This window comes from Methanoculleus oceani (genome assembly GCF_023702065.1).
GTDB classification, from domain to species: Archaea; Halobacteriota; Methanomicrobia; order Methanomicrobiales; family Methanoculleaceae; genus Methanoculleus; species Methanoculleus oceani.
The window spans coordinates 146,448-172,880 of sequence record NZ_QFDM01000001.1 but is presented as its reverse complement, the minus strand read 5'-3'; the positions used below and the strand labels follow the sequence as shown (position 1 = coordinate 172,880).

Below are 26,433 nucleotides of genomic sequence, written 5' to 3'. Positions count from 1 at the left end.
GTCTTCAACTATGTACGCTGGCACAAACAAACATTCCTAGGCAGGCATGTTTTTTTTACCTAGCATTCGTACGTCTTGCCCTTGGGACATGTATAATCACCGAGATGTCTGTAATTTTGGTTATTTGGGCATTTTCTTGCTAAATTATATCGCTTCTGCAAGCAGATGTTTGTTCGAGGACTTCTTGAGTAATTTCCTCAATAAGTACCTCCAAATTCTCGCTGATTTCTTCTACATCCGAATCCATATAACTTCCCACCCCCACTGATATTTTGCTATATCAATTAGTAATTCTTTTTAATTGTTGAAATTTTTCTGAAAGTGAGTGTCGTGCTTTATCGAAGTTATGATCCTTCATACTGGGAATAAATAGACTTCCAGTTTCATAATAATTACTTGCATAACAGCCCCCTCGATATTCTTCTGATATGCCCATGCGCTCGCATTCTACATGAAGTTCCGAACATTCATTTAATCTCAATCGGTTTTTAAAATTTGTTAAACCGAGGTAGACATTCCCTAATTTGGATAAAAGATTGGTATTATTTATGGCTAGTATCTTTGAACATGGTGAAATTTGTCCATCTATGCCTACTGCAATATTTGTTCTACCTGCATGACACCCAAAGAAAGGCTTATTCTCTATTTCGTCGAACTCATTGATTCTTAAATCTGATCGAGGATAACTGAAATACCACTCATAAAGCTTTTCTAATTGTGATAAATAGGTGTTTATGGTCTGAGCTGACCAACTTACTCCAGTTGCCGGACCAATAAGAAACTGGTTTACACCCATATTATATAAATTTATGACATCATCGAATAGATATTTGCATTCAATAGGCATAATGGTCATCTTAATGCCAATCCACGGCTGCTTTTCTTTTAGCAGTTTAAGGTTTTTATAGACACGATCAAATGTCCCATTGCCATTTTTATCTTTTCGATGTTTATCGTGCGTCCTTCTAAGTCCATCAACGCTCACTAATACTTTTATTTTGTTGCTGGATAAATATTCGACAATTGAGCGGTTTAATAATGTGCCATTGGTAGTCATATTGAAATTGATTGATTTATTTCGTAATGATGATTGCTCTTGGGCGTATTCTGTAATATATCGCATAACAGAGTAATTAAGTAGAGGCTCTCCACCAAAGTAAGTTATATGCAATTCTGAACAATCATTCGAATAATCGATCAATAAATCTATCGCTTTAGCAGCGATATTTCTTGGCATTTTACTATGTCCTGCCATATCCTTCTCAAAGCAATAAGAACACGCAAGATTGCATCCTTCTGTTAAAATTAATTCTATGCCAGTTACGGGTGGAAAGAGAGATGAATTTAATTTTAATGTAATACTATAGATAAGTTCATTTGTATCTTCCGAATTTAATTCTAAATTGGATTCTATTATACTCTTTAAATATGGAATATCTGGTGATTCGGAAAATAGATTTTGCTGTACCAGATCACTAAATTTATCCTCCATTTTATCTCCAGTGCTTATGCAACACCTTACTACAAAAGTGCCTCACTATAAAATGATTAGCACAAGAGTGTTCACCTTTAATACACCTATAATCGGTTCCATATGTGTATCCTTGACTTCACAGTGGTAGTAGTGTGGTTATCCGCTTTCTTGCTTTAGGCTAAACGTCTCACGATCTTTTCATGGATTTCCTGAGACAGATCATTTACTGATTCAGATTTTTCGCCATATGATATGATTTGATCTTGTTATCGAGCAATCAAGGTCCTACTTCCTCCAAACGAAACTCTGCATGCAATCAAATACTCCTTTGCATGAATGCCCTTTTGCGTTACATACATATCTCTGCCCGCAGGTGAATCCGCTTCCCGTACAATTATATTCAAAGAGTTCGAATTCTCCAGCTAGTCTTTCTAATCCTTCAGCTGGTAATCTCTCAAGCACTGCCCTTGTTATTTCTTCAACTATCAATTCTCTTATCCCTGAAGACATTTCACCATCGACCATCTCTCACACCAATCGTGGCCCGTGTCATTATAATATATATATCTATGCCTTAATTGCCACCCTATCTTAATCCCGCCCTCCATAGGCAATATAAGGTACATGCAAAGAGATTAAGGAGTCAAATGCATCTCACGTTGTCGCCTGAAACGTTAGAATGGTTGAGGAACAACACGAACAACGCATCCCGTTTGATAGATGCGCTTGTGAATAACGCCAGAACAGGGATGGGCCGCGATTGTCTCGTTTTAACGCCAAAAGAAGTCGTTAATGATGGGCTCGTCGAGATTCGAACTCGAGACCTCCGCCGTGTGAAGGCGACGTCATAACCAGCTAGACCACGAGCCCCATGCATCGACCGGGAATTGAACCCGGGCTATTGGCTTGGAAGGCCAAAGTCATACCACTAGACCATCGATGCAATGCACGGTATGCCTACATAGATAGGCCGTGCTGAATATTAAATATTGGGTGGAGAGAACCCGGCCGGGTTCAGTATCCACGCATCTCCGCCTGCAGCTCCTCGAGGGCGGCCACCCGCTTCTCCAGCGGCGGGTGCGTGGAGAAGAGCTCCATCAGGGTGTTCCCCGAGAGGGCGGGGATGATGAAGAAGGCGTTTGCCCCCTCCACTTCCTGTTTCTTCTCTGCCGGGATGTAATCCATCCGCCCGCTGATCTTCTGGAGAGCGGAGATGAGTGCCCTCGGGTTGCCGGTCAGGGCGGCGCTGCCCCGGTCCGCCGCGAACTCCCGGTAGCGGGAGAGCGCCCGGATGAGGAGGGTGCTCACCACCCAGACGAGGATCGAGGCGATGAAGACCAGGATCAATGCGCCTCCGTTGCTGTCCCGTCGGCCGAAGAGGCCGATAAAGAGCCAGTTCCGCATGATCAGGAACGCGAGCATCGAGAGGAAACTCGCCACCGTCAGGGTGAGCATGTCCCGGTTCTTCACGTGCGAGAGCTCGTGAGCGAGCACCGCTTCGAGTTCCTCGCGGTTGAGCGTCCGCATGATCGAGTCGGTGACGGCAACCACGGCGTTCTTGTGGTTCCGCCCGGTGGCAAACGCGTTGGGGACGGGTGACTGCATGATCCCGATCTTCGGCATGGGGAGATCCGCCTCGGTAGCGAGGCGCTGGACTATCCGGTGCAGCTCGGGATATTCGTCCTCCCCGACGATACGCGTGCCGGTACTCCAGAGGACCAGTTTGTCCGAGAAGAAGTACTGAACGAATGCCATGCCGGCAGCTACCAAGAGAAGGAACTCAAAGCCGAATCCCAGGGCCGAAAGGATGCCCAGAAAGATCAGGTAGACTATGAGGAGCAGGAACGACGTCAAAAGCATCCTCATCGTGAGACCGAAGTCGCGCGTCCACTTCATGACGAAGATCTATTGGACCGGATCGATATTAAGATGTACGCCGGAAACTCCCTGAGCGTTCCCGTTTGAACCGCGATCCGGTGCGTTTCCACCGTATGCCAGTGTCCTTATGACACCGGGGCGATATACATTAGAACCGATGACGCTGAACGAAGTGACCATCAGCAGGGCCATTCTCGAGGAGCAGCACCGGGCATTCATCGACCACCTCGAGATGGACGCCGCCGTCATCGGCGGGGGCCCCTCGGGGCTCGCCTGTGCCGCGCTCCTCGGGGAGCGGGGCGTCTCGTGCGCACTCATCGAGAAGAAACTCAGCATCGGCGGCGGCATGTGGGGCGGCGGGATGATGTTTCAGAGGATCGTCGTCCAGGAAGAAGCCCGGCGGCTCCTGGACCGGTTCGGTATCGCCTACAGGGAGTTCGAGGAGGGCTACTACGTCGCGAAATCGGTGGAAGCGGTCGCGAAACTCACCTCGGCAGCCTGCGACGCCGGCGTCGAGTTCTTCAACCTCACCACCGTTGAGGACGTCGTGGTCAGGGGCGACGGCAGGGTCGGCGGCCTCGTCATCAACTGGACGCCGGTCGATATGGCCGGGCTGCACGTCGACCCGCTCACCGTGGCCTGCACCTGCACCGTCGACGCGACCGGTCACGATGCCATGATCGCCAGGATGATCGAGAAGAAAGGCGGCGAACTCCGGGTGAAGGGCGAGAGTTTCATGTGGGCCGAGCGTGCCGAGTCCCGGATCCTCGATCACACGAAAGAAGTCTTCCCCGGCCTCTTCGTTGCCGGGATGGCGGCGAATGCCGTTGCCGGGGAGTGCCGCATGGGGCCTATCTTCGGGGGGATGCTTCTGTCCGGGGAGCGTGCCGCGGCACTCGTCGCAGAGAGATTGGGCCGGTAACACTTCAAAACCATTTTTACCGCCCCGGTGGTTACCAGTAAGTATGGCAGAGATCGATCCGGAGTCCCTGGCCGAAGTCGCGTACGGGATCTTTGAGGTCTACCTCAACCGTGAACTTCATGCCCGGGGCCCGTACCTGTTCGAACTCGTCGAACAGGGGGCCGACTTTGAAGATGACGTCCGCGAGATCTTCGAGCGGTTCGAAGAGGATTACCCGGTGCTCGCCGAGGCGCTCCTCCGGCTGTTCGGCGGAATCGATGCGATCTATGCACCCCTCAAGGCGGGCGAAGGGGCCCTCCCCTCGAAGACGACCCGGATGTACTGGATCGTCCAGGACGCCCCCGGGCCCGCGGCGAGAGGCCTCGACGACGAACAGGTGGGGAAATGGCTCATATTCGTCCCCGCGGACGAGGTGGACGAGGCGTGGAGGAAGGTCCGGGACGAGACGGTGAAGGGGTCGCTCGGGATATCCGCGAAGGTCAGCACCGCCAAACCGAACCCGGACTCGCGTGACGAGCGGTCGGTCATCTACGTCTACACCCGGGACTGGGCGGACGAGGCCGATGTGATGCGGGTCCGCGAGCGGCTCCGCGACCTCGGATTTCTGGAGCGGATCGGCTACAAGCGTAACATCGAGACCTACCGGGGCGAGTACAGCGAAGAGGGCCGAAAGGTCACCTACTACAGCGCCTGAACGGCGGGGCGCTCCCGCTCACCCATAACCTGCGCAAAAAAGAGTATGCCGGGACCGCCTCTGCGCGGCCGGGTGCGTTACGCCTTCCGTTCCTTGGACTTGGCGCGGAGTTCGTCGGAGCCGCATTTGCGGCAGCGGGTCGCGCGGATTGCGTTCCTGGCGTTGCATTTCATACAGATCTTTACGTTGAGCAGACGTGCTTCAGCTTCGGGAAATCTTGCCATGTTGAAAACACCACTTGTCAGTTTGGTACTATTCGTTCTTGCTACTATTAACAGTTCTGCCTTCTTTGGCCGCCCGTTCGACCCAGGCGCGGAACGCCTCGAGCGCCCGCGCCCGATGAGAGATCCGGCTCTTCTCGGCAAGCGGGATCTCGGCGAGCGTCCGCCCGGCGTGCTCGAAGATCGGGTCGTAGCCGAACCCGCCCTCACCCCGGGGGGCGACGAGTGTCCCCGGGAGGATTCCCCGGAAGATCCTGATGCCGTCCTCGCGCGCGAACGCGATCGCCGTCTCGAAGTGGGCGCTCCGGTCCTCGACACCCTCCATGAGCTTCAGAACCCCCGCGTTGCCGATGGTGTCGTGGACGTAGGCGGCGTACGGCCCGGGGAACCCACGGAGCGCGTCGACGAAAAGGCCGGTGTCGTCGACGATCAGCGGGCGAGAGAGCGTTTGGTAGGCGAACTCCGCCTTCGCCCGGGCGATCTCTCCCACATCGTCGTGGCGGTACTCCGGACACTCGAGCGGGACGTGCTCGACCTCCAGCACCCCCGCAAAGTAGGCCGCCACCTCCCGCGCCTTGTTGGCGTTGCTCGTCACCACCGCGAGCCTCACAGGTAGCGCCCCCGCAGTTCGACCTCATGCTCCCGGGAGAGGACCTCATCCGCCCCCCGGAACACGCCCGCGTATCCCCTGATAAAGGCCTCCTTCAACTCCCCGAAGTTCTCCGTCGTGCTCTCGAGCGTCTGGAAGAATACGTGGAGGTCGACCCCGCGGCTCTCGACCTCTGAGGACGTCGACGCAAGCCCGAAGTCGATCAGGACGCACTGGCCGTCGCGGACGATCATGTTGCTCGTCGTCAGGTCGCCGTGAACGATCCCCGCTCCGTGCAGCCTCCCGACCGCCTCACCCGCGAGGTAGATGTTCTCCGGCGTGGCAACGTACTTCAGCACCTCTCCCGCGACGCGCTCCATGACGATCGTATCCGCGGTGACGTCCCGGATCACCGGGGTGGGGACGCCTGCCCGCCTCGCCGCCGCGATCAGGCGGGCCTCGGCCCGGGTCCGCTCCGCGATCAGTCGCCGATCGAGACCCGGGTTCCGGTAGCGCTTGCTCGTCCGGCGCTTGACCACCCGCTCCTCCCCGATCTCCACGACCGCCTCGGCGCCCCGGGCGACGCCGTCCTCGTGCGGGGCGGCGGCAAAGATCTCGCCGGGCTCCGTCCGCCAGGCGACTTCAACCTCATCCGCCCGGTAGCCCGGGCGGATCTGCGACTCCTCGAGGGAGAGCACGGCGCCGTGCTCCAGCATGATCTTGCCCGTGTAGGCGATCATCGCGCCGTTGTCGCCGAGGTAGGTCCGCTCCGGGACGGCAAACGCCGCTCCCCGCTCTTCGCACATGACCTCGAGCATCTCCTGCAGCCGCCCGTTCGCACCGACCCCGCCGACCAGCAGCACCTCGTCCTTGCCGGCATGCGCGAGCGCCCGCTCCGTCACCTCGACGCACATTGCAAACGCAGTCTCCTGCAGGCCGAAGCAGACGTCCTCGAGCTTCGCGTTGCTCTCCTGGGCGGCGCTGACGAGCCCGGAGAAGGCGAGGTCCATCCCTTTCACCGTGTAAGGAAGTTCGATATAGTCTCCCTGCCGTGCAAGGGTCTCGATGACCGGACCGCCCGGGTGCGGGAGGTCGTGGCTCCGGGCGAACTTGTCGAGCGCGTTCCCGAGGCCGATATCCAGCGTCTCCCCGAATATCCGGTACCGGCCGTTTAAGTAGCCGAGCACCTGCGTGTTCGCGCCGCTCGCATACAGGACGACCGGGTCGGAAAACCCCGTTGCCCACCTCCCGATCTCGACGTGCGCCACGCAGTGATTGACGCCGACGAGCGGCACGCCGAGGGCGATCGAGAGGGCTCGTGCGGCGGTCGCCACCGTCCGCAGCGATGGGCCGAGCCCGGGCCCCTGGGAGAAGGCGACGGCCCGGATACGCTCCGGCTCCGTGAGCACCCGGGAGACGACCTCCTTCATTGCCGAGGCGTGATGCTGCGCGGCCTCCCTCGGGTGGATTCCTCCCTTCGGCGGGACGTAGGGCGACGAGTGGAGGGCGACCAGGTCTTCCCCGAAGAGGGCGGCACTGAGGTTCCACGCGGTCCCCTCGAGACCCAGCACCAGCCCGTCATCGAGTGTTATATCAGACATAAAACAGGTATCGCTCCGTTCGTCCCGATCGTTCCGTTCGTCACGTTACGAAAAAGACCGGCCCCGGCCTGTAAACCGTGGCCGGGACCGTATTGGTATCAGGGGGTGAGGACCTACTTCTGGAACTCGGTGTAGCCGCACTTGCCGCAGGCCACCCGGTCCTTGTGCTCGGCCATCAGTACGCCGGGGCCGCACCGGGGGCAGTGCCGCTTCTGCAGAACCGCCGCATCGCCCTTGACTTCGTAGCACTCGTGTCTCTTGACCGCCATGCTTCTCACGCCTCGCTCTCGGCCTTCGGCTCGCCGCGCTTGAGCAGGTACTCCCGCTCGGTCGACTTCTTGGTCTCCTCGTCGTCGTAGATCCGGGCACGGCCGAGAAGTTCCATCTTCCCGAACCGGGTCCGCTCAAGGTCCAGCACGACGAGGTTCACATCCTTGTTCTGCAACGCGGCGAGCTTCTCCTGAATGCTCTTCCGCGAGGGCGTCGGTCCGTCGAAGGTGAGAGTAAACGAAACCTCACGCCTGCTCAACACCTCGTTCCTCACATCACGGGTAATTTCGAAGTCCATCGATATCCCTAAAATATTGTTTGGGGGTTTATTTATACTCTGTGGGGGTTGAAGGGGTAGAGCGGGAAGCCTCCCTGCGCACGCTGGGGGATGGGAGCGGCGCCCAAATGTTGGATTCACCTTCACCCCGCGCGGCTATTCATTATGCCGAAGTATGTCAAAAATTAACGTGATAACCGGCAGGAGAGCTCCCGATGTACGTTACCACGAAGATCAAGATTCAGGTCACGCCCGAACAGGAGGACGTGCTCTGGCATCTCTCCGAGAAGTGCCGGTTAGTCTACAATTTTGCGCTTGCTGATCGGTTGCGGAACTATCAGGAGAACAAGGATCGACCCGATAAGCAGCATATCGGGTATGTGCAGCAGGCGAAAGCTCTTCCTGCGTTGAAGAAGAAGTATCCAGAGTACCGATGGGTTTACTCTAAGGTGCTCCAGACTACATTGAAGTCTCTGGACGACAATTTCAGGTCGTTCTTTGCCCTGCGACAGGCCGGGGATGTGGACGCAAACCCTCCAGGATTTAAGGGTAAGGATCACTTTTGTACGCTGCGCTACAACCAGAGCGGGTTCACGTTCAAGGGTGTCCAGATCCGATTCTCCCACTTCTACAACACGGTTCCCCTGTCTTTCGCCCTCCCCGAAGGGGTTCATTTCTCCAGCGCCAAACAGGTTGATCTGTTCCACGACGACCTCAAAGGAGCATACTACATATCCATTGTTCACGAAGTCCAGCCTCAGCAGGAGTACCGTGACAACAGCCTCTATCAGGCGTTTGATCTGGGGGTCACCAGACACGTCGGGGTGAACAGTCATGGGAAGTTCATCGAGGTCCCCCTGGCTCGTCCCGACAGGTACTGGAAAACCCCGATCGCTGAGTTGCAGGCCCGAAGGGACCACTGTAAGAAGAAGAGCCGGAAGTGGCGAAAGCTGAATCAACTCAAGCGGAAGTGCGAACGGAAACAGAGCAACCAGCTCAAAGACTTCCAGCACAAAGCGAGCAAGAAACTCATTGCGAACACCCGGGCCGCCACGATCCTCGTCGGGGATCTGAGCGTGAAACAGATGCCCCGATCCTGGCAGGCCACCCCCGGGCTCAACCGCTCCACCCAGAACACGGGACACCTATCAAGGTTCATCGGACTTTTAACCTACAAGGCAGCCCTTGCAGGTAAGAGAGTAATAACAGTCGATGAACAGAACACGACCAAAACCTGTTGTGTCTGTGGGGCGCTTCATGAGATGCCGCTCTGGAAACGAGTGATGACATGTGAATGCGGGAACACCCTGGATCGCGACCGAAACAGTGCGGTCAACATCATGGTCAGGTTCCTATCACAGAATGCCCTGTGGACGGGCTACCGGCACTTTGCTGGTAATCTGCGACAAACAGGTCTGGCAATCCCTGAGAGACCCGGACACTCGCAGGAAGCCCCCTGCGTAAGCGGGGGGTAGTTCACACTCTGGGATGGAGCGCGGGAACGGGTTTCACCGCATCCCTCACTCGCGCACGAAAACATTCAGCATAGACGTGGCCTCCTGCTTCGCCGGCGCATCAACGAGCCGGAGGACGACCCCCTCTCCCGGCTGGCCGTAGAGGACGGCCGCTCCGGTGGGCGCGGCGAGGACGAGCGGGATGACTGCAAGATCTTCCTCGCCGTCGACGAAGATCACCCCGGGAGGGTTCCGGACGATCTCCCCGATCGCGTCCTCAAGTTCGCCGGTGATCGTGCCGGGAGGGTTCTTCACCGTCAGCCGTCGCGCCCGGAGCAGGGGTGAACGGGTGCAGGGCATGCGCATCGTATAGCCGTCGATGATGGCGATATCCGGGACGACCCCCGCGGCGAGGAGGTTGTGGGTCACCACGTCCCCGACGGCGTAGACTGCCCGGCCTTCAAGCCGTGGGAGGAGTTCGTCGATATTCCCGTATAGGGTGCCGAACGGCTTTTTGAAGAGATCCCGGTGCGCTTCGGGAAGCCGGAGCATCAACGAACCTTCAGCGCGTACCGGCCGGCCATGGTGATGTTCATCTTCTTTGCGATCTCCGAGTGTTCCGGATCGATGATCACGACGTAGCCCGCCCAGTCTTCGCTCAGGTTGGCCGTGCCGCAGACCACGCAACTCTCCCCTTCGACGACCCGGTGGCACTCGCGACAGACCCGGACCACCTTCTTACGGACGACCATGTTATGCCGCTCCTTTCCTCTTCTCTTCTTCGAGTTCCTCTTCCAGCCAGGTCAAAGTTCCAAGCCCCGACTGCCGCATGGTGAGGCCGATCTTGCTCTCTCTCGGCTCGCGCTCGTTCAACGAGAGCGCGACGATCCGGGCCCGGACACCGTCGCCGACGGCGATGGACCGCTTCGAGTCCTGGCAGATCAGCCTGCCGTTCTTCTCGTCGTAGTTGATGTATTCGTCCGATATCTGGCTCACGTGGAGCATGGCGTCGATGGGCCCGAGGCTGATGAAGGCGCCGAAACTCGTCGTCTCCACCACCTCGCCCTCGATCACTTCCTGGAGCGCCAGGCGGAGCACTGCCGCCTCGAACCTGACGTCATAGTAGACCGCACCGTCTCCGGGGATCAACTCCCCCTCGCCGACGTTGAGAATCTTCGTGACCGCAATGAAGATACCGATCTCCTTTGCGATGCTGCCCTCCAGCTGTTCCTGCAGTACGTTGAGAATAACCTTCTCCAGGTCTTCCCCGAGGCGGTGCGGCGGAACGCGCACCTTGTCCTCCAGCGTCATCTTATAGTACATGGTTTCACTAACCCCTCATCAGCTCCAGTGTTCGCTCTCTGCGCATCGACACAACGTCGATTCCCTCATCAAGGAGAGCGTTCCGGAGTTCCCGATCATTCGTCACCACGGTGCATCCTTCCCGTCGGGCGTACTCGATCACCCGGTCGTCCACACGTTCTGCGGTACTCCCGCTCGACACGACCGTCGAGCGCCGGGCCATCGCGAGGCCCACGCGGGCGGCAGCCGCATCGCGGCCGCGCCCACGGGCGAGCCCGGAGAGCTCGCCGACCACCTCTTCGAGCGTTATAGGTTCGAAGTCCCCAAAGAGGGCCATGAGCTCGCCGTACAGGTCGATCCCGAACTGGGCCGGCATCAGGAGGGCGTTCGTGTCGAGGAGTACCCTCACTCGACCAGAACACCCATGCCGATCAGCCGCCATCGTCCGCCGACCTGCCTGCTGATGGCGATCCGTGCGCCGACCTCCGCGCAGACCGCCCGTTTCAGCTGGACCTCCACCTGGTTCTTCTTCGTGTTCACGATCACGCCGACGGTGACGGCGGTACCGACCGAGAGCATCAGCGGCTCTTTATGCTTCAAGGGCTCGATGATCTGCTCGCTGTCCGCGCCGACCACCCGGTCCATGAGCGTGACGTCGAACTTCAGCCGCTCCCAGACCGGCGGCAGTTTCCCCGCGAGCCCGGCCACCTGTCCGGCGAGGGCGTCGCTCTTCGTCAGTGCCGGATCGAGTTTCGTCGCGACGCCGAGAAGGCCTCCGGGCGCCGCTTCGGTCACGCTGATCTTACCGGCGTAGATGGAGGTGATCTTCGTCTCGACCGGCTCCCACTTCGTCCGGTTCTCGATCTGAACCTGTCGGCCGGGGCGGATCTCGATATCGTCCCCCTCACGCAGGATTCCCCGGATGAGCGAGCCCCCGATGACGCCGCCCTTCACGTCCCGCCAGCTGCAGCCGGGTTTGTTGACATCGAACGATCGTGCGACGAGCAGCAACGGGTCGACATCCGGGTTGCGAACGGGTTCCGGGATGATCGTATCAAGGGTCTGGATAAGGGCGCCGATATTGACTCCTTTCTGCGCGGAGACCGGGATGATGGGTGCGTTCTCGGCAATGGTGCCCTTGATGAACCGCTTGATCTGCTTGTAGTGCTCCAGTGCCTCGGCCTGGGTGACCACGTCGATCTTGTTCTGGACGATAATGATCTTCTTGATGCCGATCAACTCGAGCGCCATCAGGTGCTCCTTGGTCTGGGGCTGCGGGCAGACCTCGTTTGCAGCGATAACGAGCATCGCGCCGTCCATCAGCGCGGAGCCGGAGAGCATCGTCGCCATCAGCGTCTCGTGGCCGGGGGCGTCGACGAACGAGACTGTCCGGAACGGGACTGCCTTCTCTCCGCAGTTCGGGCATTCCGGATGGGAGGTATAAGCCTCTGCCCCCTTGCACCCCTCACATTTGTAAAAAGTTGTATCCGCGTAGCCAAGCCGGATGGAGATGCCGCGCTTGATCTCCTCGCTGTGCCTGTCTGTCCAGGTACCGGTCAGCGCGCTGACCAGAGTGGTCTTGCCGTGATCGACATGACCCACGAGCCCAATATTGACACCGGGAATGAATGCATCTCGCAAAAGTTTTCGAACCTCCTTATCCAATATATAGTGACACTACTTATACATAATCAGTAGGGATTACGTTTCTGTCGGCGGCCCCGTTTTTATAGCGCACCCGGGCGATCTCCCGTTTGCTGCCGCCCGGGTGGCATACGAAGTGTGAATAATACCCTGGATGTTAGCGAAAATTTATACCCCATGAATAGAGATATGGAAACTGATCGCAACATGTCAGGTGATACCGAACTTTCACGTATCGGGATCTCTCTACCCAAGAACCTTCTCGATAAATTCGACGAGATCCTGAGCCTCAGGGGATACTCTTCCCGATCCGAAGGGATACGGGATTCAATACGGAGTTACATCACCCACTACCAGTGGATATCCGATGTAAAAGGGGAGCGCCAGGGCGTCATCACCATGGTCTACGACCATGACCAGCGGGGGCTGCTCCAGACGCTCACCGAGATACAGCACCAGTACGCCCATAACATCCAGGCATCCCTTCATTCGCACGTGACCCAGAACAAGTGCCTCGAAGTGATCCTGATCCGGGGGGACGGAGCCGTACTGAAGGATATTACCGAGAGACTGATGGCGCAGAAGGGCGTTGAGGCGGTGAAACTCACCACCATACCGGTCGAGGGTTAACCGCCGCCCTCGCAGCTCTGGTCGGTCCCCTTCTCCCACACCTCTTCGAGCTGCTCCTGGAGTTCCTTGTGCTCTTTTAAGTATTCCTCGAGAGAGCGCTCCTCTCTCTCCACGCTCCCGGCCGTTTTGTCGGCACTGATGAGTTCGTCCACCCGGTAGTAGAGTCCGGTGCTGTCGAGTTCGGCATACTTCCAGCCGTCGATCTCCTCGACCCGCACGACCTTTCCGGTCGTGCCGGTGCGTGGGTATCGGACGACTGCGCCCACTGCCACGTCATCCGTGCTCATAACGTGGTAGGGTACATCTGTCATACTATTAAGGTATCACCTCCAAGGTATCTTGAATGGCAATCACGATTCGCCCGGTAGAGAAGCTGTACTTTGACGGAACGCACCGCTCCCGGTCTCCTGAGGAGACCCGTGCCGACGTGGAGCCGTTGATGACGGAGATCGGTGTTGCCGAGATCATCGATCTCACCCCCCTGGACCGTCTCGGGATCCCGGTTTTTGCGGCGATCCGGCCGGGAGCGGCGCGGGGCGGGGTTCGCGTCCACACCGGAAAGGGAAAGGAACCGGTCCACGCCCGGGTCTCGGCGATGATGGGGGCGCTCGAGCGTTACTCCGCCGAGTACCGGGGCGACCGGATGGAGTACGCGACCTACGAGGAGATCGGCCCGGGACGGGCGGTACACCCCGAAGACCTGATCCTTCCGCGAAAACTCGAACAGGGAGAGATGCTCCACTGGACGCCGGCGTGGGATATCTTAAACGATGAAGAGGTCTATGTTCCGAGCAACGCCGTCTTTCACCCCTACGACTCGCTCGGCATGACCGTGCCCCTCTTTCGGAGCGACCCGAACGGGCTTGCAGCGGGGAATGTCATGGAGGAGGCGATCCTGCACGCCCTCTTCGAAGTGATCGAGCGGGACGCGCTCAGTGTTGCCGAGAAAAACCGCGACCTCGGCCGCCGCCTCACCCTCGAGAAGAAATGCCCCGCCCGCGAGATCCTCGACCGGTTCGAGGAGAACGGGGTCGGTATCCACCTCTGGCTGCTCGACGGGAAGACCGGTATCCCCACGGTCGCGGCCGCCGCGGACGACACCGTCACGAAGGACCCGGCGATGATCGTCATCGGCTCGGGGACGCACACCTGCCCCGAGATTGCAGCGCTCCGCGCCCTGACAGGGGTCGCCCGGAGCCGGGGGAGTTACCTCTACGGCGGCCACGGCGGCCCGAGCGATCCCCGGCGGGAGACGGTCATCAGGAAGGCGGGGTACGAGCGGCTGAAGCGGATCAACGGGATCTGGTTTGCCGATGCAGAATCCGTCGATATCGCCGAGGTTCCCGACACGAGCACCGACCGGTTCGACCTCGATATCCGGCAGGTGCTCGAGAAGGTCGGCCCCCATACGGACCGGGTCTGCGTCTGCGACCTATCGAGGACCGCAGTGCCGGTGGTGCGTGTCATCCTTCCCGGGTTCGAGATCTCTTACATGGATCCCGATCGGAAGCACTCCGCGCAGGGTTGAGATCCTTCACGGGCTAGCAAAACCGGACCTTCTTCAGGAGATCCACGACCCTTTTCGTGCTCCGGTGCAGGGGTATCTCTGCAGGGACCGGACGCTCCCCCTGGAGGGCACGAAATATTGCGGCGATCGCTTTGCCCAGCGACGGCCCGTAACCTCCTTCGAGCGTCAGTGCGAGGGGGAGGTCCGTGCCGTCGATCAGCATCCCGGCGAGCACGCCGTAGTCGTCGGGTTCGAGATTCATCCTCCCGTGTTCGTCGTCGGCGAGGGCGTCCTGCCCGGCCGAGACGATCAGGACGTCGGGCCGGAACCGGACGAGCGCCGGGACGAAGACCTCCTCGAAGACATGCCGGTAATCGGCGATGGTGGACCCTGCCGCAAGCGGGGCGTTGAGGGTGTAGCCCCGGCCCGCGCCGGTGCCGATCTCGTCCACCCAGCCGGTCTTGGGGAAACTGTTCTCCTCGTGTACCGAGCAGAAGAGCGCCCGGTCGCTCCCGTAAAAAGCCGTCTGGGTGCCGTTGCCGTGGTGCAGGTCCCAGTCGAGGATCGCAACCCGGTCGACCGACTCGAGGGCTTTCGCCGCCGCGACGGCGGCGTTATTGAAGATGCAGAACCCCATCGCCCGGTCGGGTTCGGCATGATGTCCCGGCGGACGGACCAGGGCAAACAGGTGTTCGCCGTCAAGCGCCCGCTCGACCGCCGCAAAGGTCGATCCGGCGGCATAAAGCGCTGCTTCGAACGAGTGGCAGGTGACGTAGGTGTTCGCGTCTAAAAAACAGGTTCCCCGGGCGAGTTCCCGCACCCACTGGATGTATTGCGGGCGGTGAATCCGCTCCAGGTCCCCCTCGGTACCCCGGACCGGGGGGCGCCACCTCACGTTTCCGGGGACCCCGGAGAGGGCTACCCGTAACCGGGAGCCCGATTCGGGGTGGAGTTCCATGTCGTGCCGGGTGAAGACGTCACCATAGATGACCGAAGAGCGCATCCTCGTTCAGTTAATGGTGCGTCCCTGCTGGATATCATCTTCGGTGACGTCGAACGTCTGGCCGATGCCCGTGATCCGGTAGGACCCTGTAGTCTTCACCTCGCCCGACCACCCGGACGTCGCGTACGGGACGATGAACGTACCGTTCACGCTCTCCTGGCGGTAGGTGAACTCCCGGCCGGTATTCGTGACGACGGGCACTTCGATGATCCCCTCGCCCCTGATGCGGGCACCGGGAACATACTCGAAGACCTTGACGGCTTTGAGGTCGGGACCGCTCTCACCGACGTTGCCGTAGACGTTCTGGGGCGTCTCGTGGACGAGTCGGTAGTGCTGGAGCGCCGGTACACGCTCGAGCGGCTGGAGGATCGAGTCTCCCCGGTACTGGTAATACATGTTCAGGAGCGTCGCACCCGATCCCGCCGGCGCGTTCCTGTTGTAGGCCTCCACCGCGGCCGCGCCTGCGGTGGCGTTCATCTGCTCGGTGCGCGTAATGACCGGGAGAGAGGTGTTCGCAGAGCCTTCCTCACGGTACTCGGCGTAGATCACCTGCGATGTCGGATCGGTCATGGAGCCGTCGAAGTTGTGGAGCCGGGAGATCATCGTCAGGTAGTAATTCTGGCTGTTGAACGGCACCGCCTGGTAACCCGTCGAGCCCGCGCTCTCCGGGAGGAGGAAGTAGGGCTGGAAGGGCTCCTGACCCACGGCGGGATCGGCCCAGGTCGCCGGGGCGTGGAACTTCGAGGTGTCGAGCTGGATATCGGTGACGACATAGCGAGTGCCGATGTTATCGAGAATCCGGTTTGCGGCCTCCTCGGAGGTCGAGACGAAGTAGGTTGCCGAGCCGTTCGGGCCTGAGACGCCGTGCTGGAAGGGGTTGTTGTTCGGGATCCGTTTCGAGATGAAGGTTATCCAGTGGCCGTAGTCCCACCAGGACATGACGCCGTAGGAACCCTCGGGGTAGGTGAAGGTGTTCCGGTCGTAGATGGCGTAGTAATCGACGCCGGGGTCGGGGGTGTTTTCGCCCATCCATTCCAGCGCCTCCATCCACTGCGAGTCCATGCCGCTATATCTCGCGCTGGTGGCCATGGCAAGGTTTGCCTGGAGGGATGCCACGGCAAAGAGGAGCGTGACGGCGATGACCGCAGCGAAGGTCCCGACTTTGAGGTAGTCCGGCTGGTCTCTCGGGGGAACTTTCGCCTTCCGGGCTTCAGGGGCCTTGCCGCCCTTTTTACCCTTCCTTCCCGGCTCCTCCTGCTTCTCGGTGGCCGCCGGGCTGGAGGATGCCCTGCTGCCGCCCCCTCTCCCGAGGAGGCGCGCGGCGTCTTTCCAGGTCGCATCTATGACCGCTCCTGCGAAGACCGCCGAGAGCAGGGCGATGTTTGCGGCGAGGTAGTATTCGTAGCGGACGTGCGCCATCGTCGAAGCGAGGATAACCCCCGTCCAGATCAGGACGAAGACGTGGGCCGGGTTCACCCTCTCCCTGCTCCACCAGAGCAGGGCGGCAGCTCCGCCGGCGGCGAGCACGAGGCCCCAGTGGAACGTCATCCAGGCCGCGTCGAACGACCAGGCCCGCGCCTCCTGGACGGTCGTGGTCGTGGCCCGTTCACCGAAGAAGGAGAAGAGGTTGGCTACCAGAAGGTTGTATATGTCCGGCAGGGCGACGAAGAGCACCGCGACGGCGAGTGCCGCAACGAGGGCGAGTGCGGCCGGGAAGTAATACTTCGGGCGCCCCTTCAGGTAGGTCGAGAGCCCGTAGAGCGCGACCGTCCCGCCGATGAGGGCGGCGTAGGCGATGACGTGCCCGACGGTGTATCGGGAGAGATCGAGGCCGGGGTGCGGGAAGCCGGACGCCGCCATCCCGACGATTGCGACGGCGAAGACGACGGCGTTTACGAGGACCAGGTAGTCGCTTGACCTGTCCTGGAAGAAGTCCAGGAGGAACTGGACCAGGGTGAAGGCTGCAACGATGAGCGCGAAGAGGATCATCGTCGGCATGTTGAAGAGTCCGAGGAGGTACGCAACACCGGCAAGCGCCGCCGTTATCACCGGCATCTTCAGGGTCTCGAGGTTCTTTTTGGAGAGCGAAATATCGCGTGCCGCGAGCAGGGCCGCGACGTAGGCGAGGACGAAGATCGTCGAAAAAAGCGTCTCCGCGATATGGTGGTCGACGAACCCGAAGAGCGATCGGTAGGCGTAGTTGCTGCCGATGACCGCAATCAGGCCTGCCGCGATGAGGCCGGTCTTCCAGTCGGCAATCGTTTTCGCGAGCAGGTAGGTGACCGGCACCATCGCCACGGCCATCAGCGGCGGGACCCAGGATGCCACTACCATGATCTCGGGCCGCGTCGTTGCGCCGACGAGGACACAGAGCGCCGATATGATCTGAATGAAGAGCGGTCCCCAGTAGATGACGTCGCCGCTCGGGTAGAGCGTCATGATGTCGAACCAGGCGTAGCTTGGGAAGTTGGCGACGGTCTGCTCGACCTGGCGGAGACTATACCAGGGGTCGTTGCCGAGGAGGTTGACGCCTTCCGCGGTCACCAGGCCTTCCGAAGGGATACCCCGTGTCCAGAGCGTGAGCAGGGCGAACAGGACGATAACGCCAATGATGATATATGGTTGGTACTTCTTGAGATCCATCTGAGCCATCGGACACTCCTTGTTACGAATCAGTTTCCCTTCGAACCATTAATAACCTTGGCGTATCCGCGACACTGGAAAAAAGAGTGGATTTCAGCGTGTTCCCGTCACCCGCGCAAAGATCTTCTCGAACGCTTCGGCCTTCTTCTTCCAGCTGTGCTCCTCGATCGCGGGGCGGGCACACTCCGGGGAGAGAGCCAGTTCGTCGACCCGCTCCAGGAACTCTTCCCTGCCCCGGTAGACGGCGATGTGGTCGCCGCCCATCCGGAGCATGTCGGGGATGGGGGTGGAGAGGATCGGTTTCCCGCATGCCGAGTACTCGAAGTACTTGTTGGGGAGGGCGATATCGACCCACTGTGGAGGAGAGAGCGGGATGAGGCAGAGGTCCATCGGCGCGATGTAGCCGGGGAGGTCGCGGTAATCGACGGCGCCGGTGAAGTGCACCCGGTCGGCAACCCCGAGCCGGGCCGCGAGCGCCCGCAGTTCGTCCAGGTAGCCGGTGAAGAGCGAACCGCCGACGATCAGGAGTTCTGCATTCTTGTGCTTCTTCTGGATCTCCGGGAACGCCCGGATCACCTCGTCGAGGGCATACCACCGCTCGACGGCGCCGGCAAACCCGAGAACGAAGGCGTCGGGGGCGATCCCGAGGGCGGAACGCATCGCCCCGCTGTTCATAGGGCGGAAGAGGTCGGTGTCGACGCCGTTCGTGATCAGTTCCGCCTCGTAGCCGTAGCTCCTGAGTTTTGCAACGAGCCCCGGGGAGACCGTCGTGACGACGTCGCTGTGATCCAGGTTGTAACGGGTTATGGCGAGGACGCCTTCCCGGAGCAGCCGTTGCACGGCGGGATTTTTGTAGTAGGCGGCGGCGGAGTCGGGGAACCAGTCTTTGAGGTCGAAGACCACCGGCACGCCGGCCTTCTCTGCCGCCCGGATCATTGCCGTCCCCGCGAGGACGTGGGCGCCGACGACGATGTCGATATTGTGGTCGCGGATGATCTCGCGTATGACCCGGTAGTGGCGGGGTGCGTTTGCGGTGTAGTGGAGGAAGGGGCTCTCCACGGGAAACTGCGTCGCCTCGTGGACATGGAGACGGGTCTCGCGCTCCTTGCCCCGGCTGACGTGGAAGTGAGGCACGTGGACCTCGTGCCGTGTCGCGAGCTCCTCGAAGATGTTGTGGTGCCTCGACGGGATCGGGTGATGGATGTAGTCCTGGGTGGAAACGAGCAGAATCTTCATGAATATCTAAATCCGGTCATGCGGCTCGGAGCCCCCGGACCGCATCGCAGATGTACGCCAGTTCTTCGTCCGTCACCGACGGGTGGACGGGGAGGCTCACGACCGATGCCGCAAGGTCGTCCGATACCGGGCATGAGGCACGCTCACCTGCGCTCTCGTAGACCGGCTGCCGGTTGACGGGGATGGGGTAGTGGACGGCGGTCCCGATCCCCCGCTCCGCGAGAGCGCTCATGAACGCGTCCCTCGAAAGCGCGTAGCCGGCGGGGAGCCTCGTCACGTACTGGTGGTAGACGTGCCGGACGTCCGGCGCAACGTAGGGCGTGACGAGTCCCGTGCCCGCGAGGTGGCGGTCGAGGTACCGGGCGTTGTGGATCCGGCGCTCGTTGAATTCCTCGACCCGGCCGAGTTGCACGAGGCCGATGGCGGCGGCGATGTTCGTCATCCGGTAGTTGTAGCCGACGGCCGAGTGCAGGTATTTCTGGCTCTGTCCATGGTTGATGAGGAGCCGGACCCGCCCGGCGAGGTGGTCGTCGTCGGTCGTGACCATGCCCCCTTCGCCGGTGGTCATGTTCTTTGTCGGATAGAACGAGAAGCAGGCAAGGTCGGCAAGGCTCCCCGCCCGTTTCCCGTGGTACTCCGCGCCGTGTGCCTGGGCTGCGTCTTCGATGAGGACGAGGTCGTGGTCGTTGCAGAGAGCGCGGACAGCGCCGACGTCGAAGGGCTGCCCGAAGAGGTGGACCCCGATGACCGCCCGGGTGTCGGGACGGACGAGATCCCCGACCGAATCAGGGTCGATGTTGAACGTCTGTGGGTCGACGTCCGCAAAGAGCGGTGTTGCCCCGCACATCGAGACGCTCGACGCCGTCGCGAAGAACGTGAACGCCGGGACGACCACTGAGTCTCCCGGCCCGACGCCGGCGGCAAGGAGGGCCGCATGGAGCGCCGCGGTCCCGGAGTTCACGCCGATTGCATGCGAAGCACCGCAGTATTCCGCGAAACGGGACTCGAACTCCGTAACGACCGACCCCTGTGCCAGCATCCCCGACCGCATCACGTCGGTGACGGCCGCGATCTCCTCCTCCCCGACGAGTGGCCGGGCGACGGGGATCTTCATCGGCACCGCCTCGCTTCCGCCGGCAGCGGCCGGAACCGTGCCGGGGTCCCCACCGCGAGCGTCCCGGGTGGGACGTCCTTCGTCACCACCGCTCCGGCGGCGACGAACGCTGCCTCCCCGACGGTGACGCCGGGGAGAACCGTCGCGTTCGCACCGATGACGGCATCGTCCCCGATCACCGGACCCCGGAGGGATTCGTGAGGCCCCGGAGGGTAGCGATCGTTCGTCAGCACGGCGTTCGGGCCGACGAAGACCCGGTCGCCGATCCGGGCGCCGGTGGGGACGTAGACCAGGCTCTGAAGGCGGACATCGTCGCCGATCGTGCAGTCGCCCTCGATCACCGCCGCCGTGCCTATCGCCACCCCGTTGCCGATGGTCGTCTTTTCGCGGATCAGCACGTTATGGCCGGTCTGGAAGGCATCGCCGATCGTCACGTCGCAGTAGATGATGGTGCCCGACCGGAGGACCGCGTTCCGCCCGATAGTGGCGCCCGGGTAGTCCTCCTCTCCGATCCGGTCGCGGGAAGGAAACCCGATAGTCACCGGCTCGAATATCGTCGCCCCCTTGCCGAGGGCGTTACGTCCATACTCAATCATTCAACGGTCACGCTCTTTGCCAGGTTCCGCGGCTTGTCGACATCCCGCTGCAGCGCACAGGCAGTATGATAGGCGAGCAGCTGGAGGACGACCGATGTGGTCAGCACCTGCACCAGATGATGTGTGTTCGGAATGGGGATGAAGATGTCCACGATCTCGGCAAGTTCCGTATCGCCGGCAACGCCGAGCGCGATGACCGGCGCTTTCCTTGCCTTCATCTCCTTGATGTTCGAGGCCATCACGCCGTAGGTCGGGCCGGGGGTGCAGATGGCGACCACCGGCGTCTTCGCGGTGAGCAGGGCGAAGGGGCCGTGCTTGAGTTCCCCCGCCGCATACCCCTCGGCGTGGACGTAACTGATCTCCTTCATCTTGAGGGCGCCTTCCAGTGAGACCGGGTAAAACGCCCCTCTTCCCACGAAGAAGACATGCTCGGCCGTAGAACAGAGGTTGACCGCCTCCCGGACATCCTGGAGGAGGACATCCCCTATGGCCAGGTGCGCGTGCGACAGGGCGTCGTCGAACGCCCCCTCGCACCGGAGGTTGACGATCTGCATCAGCGCCGCAAGCTGCGCCGTGTAGGACTTGGTTGCGGCGACGCCGATCTCGGGGCCGGCCCGCATGAGCAGGGTCTCATCCGCAACCCGGGTGACCGTGCTCCCCTGCATGTTGGTGATGGCGAGCGTGGGGCAGTTGCGGGCTTTCGCCATCTTTAAGGCGGCGATCGTATCCGCGGTCTCCCCCGACTGCGAGACCGCGATCACGAGGCCGCGGAGGGGCGGGGTGAAGTACTTGAACTCCGACCCTATCTCGACCCGTACCGGTATGCTGCAGAGCGATTCGGCCAGGTATTTGAAGGCGAGAGCAGTGTGATACGACGTCCCGCATGCAACCAGAGTGATCTCGTCTGCCTTTATGACCATCTGCCGCACGCGTTCGTCGATGCCTGCCCTGACGGTCTCGTAAAAGGACTGGGGCTGTTCGTAGATCTCCTTTAACATGTAGTGGGAGAACCCGCCTTTTCGAGTATCCTCGACGCACCAGCCGATCAGTTCGACCGGGCGCTCCACTGTTTGGCCGTCGTGGTAGATGGTGTAGCGGTCGGGCGTTATGTCGGCGACGTCGCCGTCCTCGAGGAAGATCACGCGTTCGGTGTACTCGAGGAGCGGCGTCATATCCGAGGCGGCAAAGACCTCGGCATCCCCGACGCCGAGGACGAGCGGGCTCGCGTCGCGGGCGGCGACGATTCTCTGCGTATCCTCGGCGATCGCGAGGACGGCGTACGAGCCTTTGAGCAGGGGCAGGGTTGCGTTGACCGCCCCGAGGAGATCCCCGTCGTAATGCTCCTCGATGAGATGGACGATCACCTCGGTATCGGTCTCGGACCGGAAGGTGTGGCCGCGCTCCTGCAGTTGCCGCTTCAGTTCGCCGTAGTTCTCGATGACTCCGTTGTGCACCACGGCGATCCTCTCCTCGCAGTCGGTATGCGGGTGGGCGTTGATGTCGTTGGGTTCGCCGTGCGTGGCCCACCGGGTATGCCCGATCCCGGTGCACCCGTGAAGGCCGACCGCCCCGGCCTCCCCGTCGGAGATGCGGCCCGTCTTCTTATATACCTCGATCGCGCTCCCTACCGTCGCGATCCCGAACGAGTCGTAACCACGGTACTCGAGCCGCTTCAAGCCCTGGATCAGGACCGGGGTTGCGTCCCGTCTCCCGATATAACCGACGATTCCGCACATCTACATCACCCGGGTGCCATCTTCGATGAGACCGACCACCGTCTTCCCACCCTCAATGGTGACACTGTTACCGGCGATGCAGTTCTTAAACGTTGTGAATGGTGCCGCACGAACCCCTTCACCGAGGACTGCACCGAATTCCTCCTTCTGGATACGGCCTCCGACTTCGATGAAACTCGCAGAAGGGTAGGTGGTGGTATGGTCGGCGAGGATGCATCCCTGGCCGAAGACTGCCGAGACGATCCTTGAGTGGGACCCGATCGTGACGTCGTTCATGATGAGCGAGTCGGCGACGTAGGTGAACGGCTCGAGCACCACCCTATCGCCGATGCTCGTATCGGGCATGATCACGCAGTTCGGGCCGATGTTGCAGTTGCTCCCGATGGTGACGGGTCCGTAGATGACGGTGTTCGGGCCGACTGTCGTCCCGGTTCCGATATGCACGGTCCCCCGGCGAATGACGGATGCGTCGATCGTCCCCCCTACCTCGGGGATGATCCCTTTGAGCATCCGGCTGTTCAGTTTCAGGAGGTCCCAGGGATAGACGGCATCCTGCCAGTCGTCTGCCGGGATCGCCCGTATTCGCCGGCCCGCTGCGATCATGGCGGAGAGGGCGTCGGGGATCTCGGTCGTCTGGAGGTAGGAGAAGACATCGGGTGTGAACGAGTAGACTCCGGTCGATACGGTGAACGTCGGGGCGTCTTCGGGTTTTTCGATGACCTCGCGGACGAGGCCGTTCCTGATCACCACGACCCCGAAGTTCGAGGGGTTCGGGTGCTCGGCGACGAGCATGGCGTTCTGCTCCTTCCTGATCCGGGCAATAGATTCTGCGTTGATATAGTTGTCGCCGGGGAGAACGAGGAAGTCGTCGGTGATCTCTGACGCGGCCGCACGGAGAGCGTCCGCGGTCCCGAGCTGCCGCTCCTGCACGACGACCTGGATGGGGGCGTCGAGCCTGTTGAGGTGCCGGATGACCTCCTCTTTACGGTATCCGACCACCACTACGATGTCACGGATCCCGTTCTCCAGCAGGGCGTCGATGACGTACTCGATGATCGGCCGGTTTGCTACCGGAAGCATGGCTTTGGGCTTGCTCCGGGTGAGTGGCCGGAGGCGACTCCCTTCTCCCGCTGCTAGAATGACTGCCTGCATCATATCACCTGATGATTGAACCGTCCTCGATGCACCCTTCCACGAGGGAGTGAGGAGCTATTCTCGCGTTGCTGCCGATGAGGCTCCCGACGTTGACCGAGCAGTTGATTCCGAAGAGGACGTTATCGCCGATGATGGCGCCGAACTTTCTTCTGCCGGTCGTCTTCCCACAGACCTTCACCGCTCCGTTGTCGTGCCTGAGGTTTGCGACCTTGGTGCCTGCCCCGAAGTTGCATCCGCTGCCGACGATGCTGTCGCCCACGTAGTTGAAGTGCGGGATCTTTGTTCCCGACATGATGATGGAGTTCTTGATCTCGGTCGCGTGGCCGATGTGGCAGCTGTCGCCGATGGCGGTAGAGCCCCGGATATAAGCATGGGGGCCGATGATGCAGTTCTCGCCGATGACGCAGGACCCCTCGATGTAGGTCCCGGCCCGGATAACGGTCCCTTTCCCGATGCTGACCGTCTCCGGGACGGTGCACCCGTCTTCGACGGTGCCGTGCCGTTCGTGGCAGAGCGAGGAGATGAGCGCCTCGTTTGCGTCGAGGAGGTCCCACGGTTGGCCGACGTCAAGCCAGTAGTCCAGCGGGTAAGCTCTGAGCGTTCTCTTCCCTATGTAGGTTTCGAGGGCGTCGGTCAGCTCGAACTCGCCCCGGCCCGATATCGTGATCCCCGAGAGGAGGTCGAAGATATCGGGGTCGAAGAGGTAGGCTCCCGCGTTGATCAGGTTGCTTTTCGGGTCTTCGGACTTCTCCTCAAGGCCGGTGATGCGGCCTCCCTCCACGGTCACCACGCCGTAGTCCTGCGGGTGGTCCGTCTCGTGTATCCCCACGCAGGGGGCATCCATCCGACAGAACCCCTTGATGTCGTCGGATTTGAGGACCATATCGCCGTTTAAGAGGAGGAACCGGTCGTCGATCATTCCTGCCGTCGCCCGCAGGGCGTCGGCGGTGCCGAGCTGGTGCCGCTGGGTCACGTAGGTGATCTTCGCGCCGAAGCCGCTTCCGTTCCCGAAGTGGTTCCGGATCTCACGCTCGAAGTAACCGACGACGAAGATGAAGTCGGTGATCCCTGCATCGCGGGCCGCGAGGACCAGATGTTCCATCATCGGGTGGTTGGCTATGGGAAGCATCACCTTCGGACGCCGGGCGGTCAGGGGACGCATCCGTTTCCCCTCGCCTGCTGCCAGTACGACACATTGCATATACTCACTCCAGAATACGTTTCGCTCGCTCAAGGGCGTTATGCCCCGCTTCAAGCATCTCTTTCGCCTTTTGGGGCGTCTTTCCCTCGGCCGTGATCCGGACCTTCGGTTCGGTGCCGCTTGCACGGATCAGGTACCAGCCGTCTTCATCCTCGAACCGGATACCGTGCGTCGGCTCGTCGGCACCGATCGCCGCCATGATCTCTCCCGGAGCGTCGATTCGATACGATTCCCGGAGGAGGGTATACCGGGGCATCCGGTCGAGTTCCTCGGCGATCGACCACTCCGACGCGATCTCGCAGAGCAGGGCCGCGGCGTAGACCCCGTCCGGGCAGTAGGAGTGCTCGGGAAAGATCCAGCTACCCGATGCCTCCCCGCCGAAATCTCCCCAGGAGAGGAGTTCTTCGGAGACGAAACTGTCGCCGACCGGCGTGCGGCGGACCTCCGCGACCTCTTCGATCGCCATGGAGGCGTCGACGGTAGTGACCACGTGCTTCCGGTCGAGATACTTCGCGAAGAGCATGAGGAGGTGGTCTCCGTCGATGTAGCGGCCCTTCTCGTCGAACGCCATCATCCGGTCGGCGTCGCCGTCGTTGACCACCGCACACGCGGCCCCCCGCCTCCGGACGATCTCCCCGATGTAGGGGAGGTTCTTCTCGAGCGGCTCTGAAGGCCGGGCAAACCTCCCTGCGACGTTGCAGTTCAGCCCGACTACGGCTGCTCCCGCCTCGCTAAGGAGGTCGGGGGTGATGACGCTTCCCGCACCGTTGCCGCAGTCCAGCACGGCCGTGATGGGGCGGGAGAGGCTGACCCGATCGAGGATCGCCTCCCGGTGCGCGTCCACCGCGTCGACGGGAGAGACGTGCCCCTGCCTGTCCCAGTTCTCCCAGTGCGACCCCTCAAGCGCACCCTCGATTGCCGTCTGCTGACGGCGGGTGAACGACGACCCGTCGGGGTTGAGCAGTTTGACCCCGTTGTAGGACTCGGGGTTATGCGAGGCGGTGATCATGCACCCTGCGTCCACGCATCCCGTCGCGTGCGCGACCGTCGGCGTGGGCGCGATACCGCAGGTGTAGACGGTTGCACCGGCCGAGAGCATCCCGGCGATGACGGCGTGCTCCAGCAGTTCGCTGGTCGTGCGGGTATCCCTGCCAACGACGATCCCCGAAGCGCCGGCTGCGGTGGTTGCTCCGATGCGGAGCGCGAGATCGACGAGACCGGGACCGAACTCCTGCCGGATTCCGGAAGAGCCGAAAAGCATACTCCTGTATAATCCTTTCTTTCCT

At 60.7% G+C, this 26,433-nt stretch carries 28 protein-coding genes and 2 tRNA genes; 5 read left to right on the top strand and 25 right to left on the bottom strand.

Annotated elements, in window-relative coordinates:
* Positions 1 to 280 precede the first annotated feature (280 nt).
* The 5 genes from DIC75_RS00905 to htpX form a co-directional block, all read right to left on the bottom strand.
* The gene (locus tag DIC75_RS00905) at positions 281 to 1,492 is read right to left on the bottom strand and encodes a radical SAM protein (protein WP_250986133.1); all 1,212 of its coding nucleotides are present in this window, start codon (positions 1,490 to 1,492) and stop codon (positions 281 to 283) included.
* A 267-nt stretch (positions 1,493 to 1,759) separates the two neighbouring features.
* Positions 1,760 to 1,999: a hypothetical protein gene (locus DIC75_RS00900; RefSeq protein ID WP_250986132.1), complete on the bottom strand. Its 240-nt coding sequence runs from the start codon at positions 1,997 to 1,999 to the stop codon at positions 1,760 to 1,762.
* 271 nt (positions 2,000 to 2,270) lie between these two features.
* Positions 2,271 to 2,344, bottom strand: a tRNA-Val gene (locus DIC75_RS00895).
* 2 nt (positions 2,345 to 2,346) lie between these two features.
* Positions 2,347 to 2,417, bottom strand: a tRNA-Gly gene (locus DIC75_RS00890).
* A gap of 71 nt (positions 2,418 to 2,488) precedes the next feature.
* On the bottom strand, positions 2,489 to 3,370 hold the full coding sequence (htpX, locus tag DIC75_RS00885) for a zinc metalloprotease HtpX (RefSeq protein ID WP_250986131.1): 882 nt from the start codon (positions 3,368 to 3,370) through the stop codon (positions 2,489 to 2,491).
* A 139-nt stretch (positions 3,371 to 3,509) separates the two neighbouring features.
* On the opposite strand from htpX, the gene DIC75_RS00880 reads away from it, so the two are divergent.
* Positions 3,510 to 4,274: a sulfide-dependent adenosine diphosphate thiazole synthase gene (locus DIC75_RS00880; protein ID WP_250986130.1), complete on the top strand. Its 765-nt coding sequence runs from the start codon at positions 3,510 to 3,512 to the stop codon at positions 4,272 to 4,274.
* A gap of 43 nt (positions 4,275 to 4,317) precedes the next feature.
* Positions 4,318 to 4,968, top strand: a complete 651-nt coding sequence (locus DIC75_RS00875; RefSeq protein ID WP_250986129.1) for a putative phosphothreonine lyase domain-containing protein — start codon at positions 4,318 to 4,320, stop codon at positions 4,966 to 4,968.
* Positions 4,969 to 5,045: 77 nt separating this feature from the next.
* Here DIC75_RS00875 and DIC75_RS00870 read toward each other — a convergent pair whose 3' ends face one another.
* From DIC75_RS00870 to DIC75_RS00850, 5 genes are all read right to left on the bottom strand, one after another.
* Complete coding sequence (locus DIC75_RS00870) at positions 5,046 to 5,192, bottom strand: 50S ribosomal protein L40e (RefSeq protein ID WP_214020928.1); 147 nt, start codon at positions 5,190 to 5,192, stop codon at positions 5,046 to 5,048.
* A 28-nt stretch (positions 5,193 to 5,220) separates the two neighbouring features.
* A complete protein-coding gene (gene rdgB / locus DIC75_RS00865; protein WP_250986128.1) occupies positions 5,221 to 5,799 on the bottom strand; it encodes an RdgB/HAM1 family non-canonical purine NTP pyrophosphatase in 579 nt (192 codons plus the stop codon).
* Positions 5,796 to 7,379: a bifunctional N(6)-L-threonylcarbamoyladenine synthase/serine/threonine protein kinase gene (locus tag DIC75_RS00860; RefSeq protein ID WP_250986127.1), complete on the bottom strand. Its 1,584-nt coding sequence runs from the start codon at positions 7,377 to 7,379 to the stop codon at positions 5,796 to 5,798. The genes rdgB and DIC75_RS00860 overlap by 4 nt, the downstream gene beginning before the upstream one ends.
* Positions 7,380 to 7,492: 113 nt before the next feature.
* The gene (locus DIC75_RS00855) at positions 7,493 to 7,648 is read right to left on the bottom strand and encodes a 30S ribosomal protein S27ae (RefSeq protein WP_250986126.1); all 156 of its coding nucleotides are present in this window, start codon (positions 7,646 to 7,648) and stop codon (positions 7,493 to 7,495) included.
* A 5-nt stretch (positions 7,649 to 7,653) separates the two neighbouring features.
* Complete coding sequence (locus DIC75_RS00850; protein WP_250986125.1) at positions 7,654 to 7,947, bottom strand: 30S ribosomal protein S24e; 294 nt, start codon at positions 7,945 to 7,947, stop codon at positions 7,654 to 7,656.
* Positions 7,948 to 8,141: 194 nt separating this feature from the next.
* Here DIC75_RS00850 and DIC75_RS00845 point away from each other — a divergent pair, with 194 nt between their 5' ends.
* Complete coding sequence (locus DIC75_RS00845; protein ID WP_250986124.1) at positions 8,142 to 9,401, top strand: RNA-guided endonuclease InsQ/TnpB family protein; 1,260 nt, start codon at positions 8,142 to 8,144, stop codon at positions 9,399 to 9,401.
* Positions 9,402 to 9,446: 45 nt separating this feature from the next.
* Here DIC75_RS00845 and DIC75_RS00840 read toward each other — a convergent pair whose 3' ends face one another.
* From DIC75_RS00840 to DIC75_RS00820, 5 genes are read right to left on the bottom strand one after another with little or no spacing between them, the layout of a single operon-like run.
* Positions 9,447 to 9,932 carry a GTP-dependent dephospho-CoA kinase family protein gene (locus DIC75_RS00840; protein WP_250986123.1) on the bottom strand — a complete coding sequence of 162 codons (486 nt, stop codon included), beginning with the start codon at positions 9,930 to 9,932 and terminating at the stop codon, positions 9,447 to 9,449.
* Positions 9,932 to 10,132 (bottom strand): transcription elongation factor subunit Spt4, encoded by a 201-nt coding sequence (spt4, locus tag DIC75_RS00835; protein WP_250986122.1) that lies wholly within the window; start codon positions 10,130 to 10,132, stop codon positions 9,932 to 9,934. Before spt4 ends, DIC75_RS00840 begins: the two co-directional genes overlap by 1 nt.
* 1 nt (position 10,133) lies before the next feature.
* Entirely contained in the window at positions 10,134 to 10,703 is a 570-nt protein-coding gene (locus tag DIC75_RS00830) for a DNA-directed RNA polymerase (RefSeq protein ID WP_250986121.1), read from the bottom strand.
* Between the two features lie 7 nt (positions 10,704 to 10,710).
* On the bottom strand, positions 10,711 to 11,091 hold the full coding sequence (locus tag DIC75_RS00825) for a type II toxin-antitoxin system VapC family toxin (RefSeq protein ID WP_250986120.1): 381 nt from the start codon (positions 11,089 to 11,091) through the stop codon (positions 10,711 to 10,713).
* On the bottom strand, positions 11,088 to 12,323 hold the full coding sequence (locus tag DIC75_RS00820) for a translation initiation factor IF-2 subunit gamma (protein WP_250986119.1): 1,236 nt from the start codon (positions 12,321 to 12,323) through the stop codon (positions 11,088 to 11,090). The genes DIC75_RS00825 and DIC75_RS00820 overlap by 4 nt, the downstream gene beginning before the upstream one ends.
* A gap of 210 nt (positions 12,324 to 12,533) precedes the next feature.
* Here DIC75_RS00820 and nikR point away from each other — a divergent pair, with 210 nt between their 5' ends.
* Positions 12,534 to 12,956, top strand: coding sequence for a nickel-responsive transcriptional regulator NikR (nikR, locus tag DIC75_RS00815; RefSeq protein WP_250986118.1), 423 nt, complete (start codon positions 12,534 to 12,536; stop codon positions 12,954 to 12,956).
* Here the strand turns inward: nikR and DIC75_RS00810 are convergent.
* Positions 12,953 to 13,243 (bottom strand): DUF2098 domain-containing protein, encoded by a 291-nt coding sequence (locus DIC75_RS00810; RefSeq protein WP_250986117.1) that lies wholly within the window; start codon positions 13,241 to 13,243, stop codon positions 12,953 to 12,955. The genes nikR and DIC75_RS00810 overlap by 4 nt on opposite strands.
* 56 nt (positions 13,244 to 13,299) lie before the next feature.
* Between DIC75_RS00810 and DIC75_RS00805 the strand changes: the two genes are divergently transcribed.
* The gene (locus tag DIC75_RS00805; RefSeq protein ID WP_250986116.1) at positions 13,300 to 14,484 is read left to right on the top strand and encodes a YcaO-related McrA-glycine thioamidation protein; all 1,185 of its coding nucleotides are present in this window, start codon (positions 13,300 to 13,302) and stop codon (positions 14,482 to 14,484) included.
* A gap of 13 nt (positions 14,485 to 14,497) precedes the next feature.
* Here DIC75_RS00805 and DIC75_RS00800 read toward each other — a convergent pair whose 3' ends face one another.
* The 9 genes from DIC75_RS00800 to DIC75_RS00760 all read right to left on the bottom strand — a co-directional run bounded on the left by DIC75_RS00800 (position 14,498) and on the right by DIC75_RS00760 (position 26,408).
* Positions 14,498 to 15,466, bottom strand: coding sequence for a histone deacetylase family protein (locus tag DIC75_RS00800; protein ID WP_250986115.1), 969 nt, complete (start codon positions 15,464 to 15,466; stop codon positions 14,498 to 14,500).
* A 6-nt stretch (positions 15,467 to 15,472) separates the two neighbouring features.
* Complete coding sequence (locus tag DIC75_RS00795; protein WP_250986114.1) at positions 15,473 to 18,118, bottom strand: oligosaccharyl transferase, archaeosortase A system-associated; 2,646 nt, start codon at positions 18,116 to 18,118, stop codon at positions 15,473 to 15,475.
* 84 nt (positions 18,119 to 18,202) lie between these two features.
* Complete coding sequence (locus tag DIC75_RS00790; protein ID WP_250986113.1) at positions 18,203 to 19,345, bottom strand: glycosyltransferase; 1,143 nt, start codon at positions 19,343 to 19,345, stop codon at positions 18,203 to 18,205.
* Positions 19,346 to 19,361: 16 nt separating this feature from the next.
* On the bottom strand, positions 19,362 to 20,459 hold the full coding sequence (locus DIC75_RS00785) for a DegT/DnrJ/EryC1/StrS family aminotransferase (RefSeq protein WP_250986112.1): 1,098 nt from the start codon (positions 20,457 to 20,459) through the stop codon (positions 19,362 to 19,364).
* On the bottom strand, positions 20,456 to 21,055 hold the full coding sequence (locus DIC75_RS00780; RefSeq protein ID WP_250986111.1) for an acyltransferase: 600 nt from the start codon (positions 21,053 to 21,055) through the stop codon (positions 20,456 to 20,458). Before DIC75_RS00780 ends, DIC75_RS00785 begins: the two co-directional genes overlap by 4 nt.
* The gene (gene glmS / locus DIC75_RS00775) at positions 21,052 to 22,791 is read right to left on the bottom strand and encodes a glutamine--fructose-6-phosphate transaminase (isomerizing) (protein WP_250986110.1); all 1,740 of its coding nucleotides are present in this window, start codon (positions 22,789 to 22,791) and stop codon (positions 21,052 to 21,054) included. Before glmS ends, DIC75_RS00780 begins: the two co-directional genes overlap by 4 nt.
* Positions 22,792 to 23,946 (bottom strand): bifunctional sugar-1-phosphate nucleotidylyltransferase/acetyltransferase, encoded by a 1,155-nt coding sequence (gene glmU / locus DIC75_RS00770; RefSeq protein WP_352151360.1) that lies wholly within the window; start codon positions 23,944 to 23,946, stop codon positions 22,792 to 22,794. It lies immediately after the preceding gene.
* A gap of 1 nt (position 23,947) precedes the next feature.
* Positions 23,948 to 25,147 (bottom strand): bifunctional sugar-1-phosphate nucleotidylyltransferase/acetyltransferase, encoded by a 1,200-nt coding sequence (gene glmU, locus DIC75_RS00765; RefSeq protein ID WP_250986109.1) that lies wholly within the window; start codon positions 25,145 to 25,147, stop codon positions 23,948 to 23,950.
* A 4-nt stretch (positions 25,148 to 25,151) separates the two neighbouring features.
* On the bottom strand, positions 25,152 to 26,408 hold the full coding sequence (locus DIC75_RS00760; protein WP_250986108.1) for a phosphopentomutase/phosphoglucosamine mutase: 1,257 nt from the start codon (positions 26,406 to 26,408) through the stop codon (positions 25,152 to 25,154).
* Positions 26,409 to 26,433 lie beyond the last annotated feature (25 nt).